Consider the following 1,845-nt stretch of genomic DNA (forward strand, 5'->3'; position numbering starts at 1 on the left):
GTCTTGGTCGCCTATCCCCTTTTCTCTCATAGCTTCGAGCCGACATCCTTAATTTTAATTCTTACTACTAACCCGTATTTATCCAATTTTTCTACCTTCCATCTGTATCTACCTCATTTTCCTTCCTTTTTCTATTATTCTACAAAAAACCGGCTTATGAATAAATGAGTAAGATACTCTGAGTTTCCTAAGGGCTTAGCAAGATTTATTTGCTAATTAGGATTTTTTCTCATTAGATTGTCGAAATTCTATGTTGGACTTTCTCATATTGATTTTCTGAGCGTTAATTCCCTTTTTCTTTAGCTCTGTAACTATAAGATCAATCGATTTCATCAAAATCTCCTTTCTAGAGATCTTGTACAATGAAAATTCACCTAAAAGAAAATCACTATCTTCTAATCTTTTTATATTTAGAAGAATTTTTCAAAGAAATCTCATATAAAATAATTTTTTTATTAATAGTAAAAGCTTAAAATATAAACTGGAGTGATTAACCAGACTTTTTACATTTTCAAAAGAATTAAGTACCTGTCTTTTCAAAGAAATTCTTTTCAATATCACTCATATCAAACCTCAAAATAAAAGCCATTCCTAAAAATAAAGAAAATAAATTTAAATACCAATCCTTATTGCTGCTTCTCGTGCCTAGACACTTAAATATTTCTTGAAATTGATTTCTTTCATCTGCAGCAACAATAGGAACTGCACCAAAATACTTTTAAACTAAATCAAATTTAAGTTGAACTGCTAACATTAACATATCATTTAAGATTTCTGTGTAATCTCCAATATCTTTTTTGTTATAAAGGTTTATGAGATTTCTGTTTACTTTGGAAACAAGTAATTCTGGATCAACTTCTGTTTTATCTGTTATATCTATCATTTTTTTTATATCCATAGAATGTTTAATCACCGGAACTTTCAAAAGGATTTATTCAAAAAATAGGTATACTGATAATATGACTTGATCACCTAAATCATTTAAATATTTCAAACAGTAGCTTTTAGGGTAAAAGGTTATCTTTTCAGTACTAGCATGGTAATGATTAACACTGTAAAGTTTTGTCAAACACATAAATTGTCATCGCAGTATCAGTATCTATATTAATATCTGTAAAGATACTCACAATTTTCGCATCCATCATTTCCTCAATTTTTTTCAACACCACCGGATCCTTATAAATTTGCTTTACTAATTTAGTTCGTGCTTCATGAACCATACGCTGTCCTTCTCTCGAACTAATCATAAACTTTTCAACATTAGTCAGATTACCTTTCATCTCACTAATTACCCAAGGACCTACAAGACGAGTAGTGATTTCCTTTGGTCCATTTCCAACATATTCCTTGCGTATTTCACGAAGTAACATATTGAATTGATGTTCTCTATTTTTTTTCATTCCATTTCTCCTATCTATCATTTACTCATTTTTAGCTTCCAGGTGAGGTAACATTAGATAACTTATTGTAAGTACAAATACCACAGCAGCTAACCATAAAGTCTGGATTGAATTTTCATTATTTACTATGATAAATCGAATTGTAGCTGTAATCCCAATATAAATAAGATATCTTAATGGGAAATGGTAATCTTCTCTGAAATATTGTACGATCATAGAAATGAATCCAAAATATAAGAAAAATATTAAAATTTTACTGAAAATACCATGAACATCCTTATTTTCCCAATAAACATCATTCGAAATGTAGTAAAGTTGCCTAAAAAGAAAATATATAAGAATAAAACTAAGAATAATCAATGATGTATTCAACACCGTTTGATAAAGTTTTATCAGCCACTTAGCTTTTTTTAACCTGTATGGCCCAAACATCAGTACCCTCCAT

3 protein-coding genes are annotated in these 1,845 nt (G+C 29.3%); all 3 read right to left on the minus strand.

Annotated features, from left to right (window positions below; genetic code table 11):
• Positions 1-718: 718 nt before the first annotated feature.
• Complete coding sequence (locus tag AC1DUW_RS27495; protein ID WP_477644010.1) at positions 719-898, minus strand: hypothetical protein; 180 nt, start codon at positions 896-898, stop codon at positions 719-721.
• Positions 899-1,046: 148 nt separating this feature from the next.
• On the minus strand, positions 1,047-1,400 hold the full coding sequence (locus AC1DUW_RS27500; protein WP_056523557.1) for a Na-translocating system protein MpsC family protein: 354 nt from the start codon (positions 1,398-1,400) through the stop codon (positions 1,047-1,049).
• A 21-nt stretch (positions 1,401-1,421) separates the two neighbouring features.
• Complete coding sequence (locus AC1DUW_RS27505; protein ID WP_053346278.1) at positions 1,422-1,832, minus strand: phosphate-starvation-inducible protein PsiE; 411 nt, start codon at positions 1,830-1,832, stop codon at positions 1,422-1,424.
• Positions 1,833-1,845: the final 13 nt, after the last annotated feature.

The organism is Peribacillus sp. P4_C12 (genome assembly GCF_056402095.1).

Bases quoted from the DNA above. Each gene is read 5' to 3' on its own strand.
- AC1DUW_RS27495 (WP_477644010.1), bottom strand. From the start codon at position 898: ATGGATATAAAAAAAATGATAGATATAACAGATAAAACAGAAGTTGAT.
- AC1DUW_RS27500 (WP_056523557.1), bottom strand. From the start codon at position 1,400: ATGAAAAAAAATAGAGAACATCAATTCAATATGTTACTTCGTGAAATA.
- AC1DUW_RS27505 (WP_053346278.1), bottom strand. From the start codon at position 1,832: ATGTTTGGGCCATACAGGTTAAAAAAAGCTAAGTGGCTGATAAAACTT.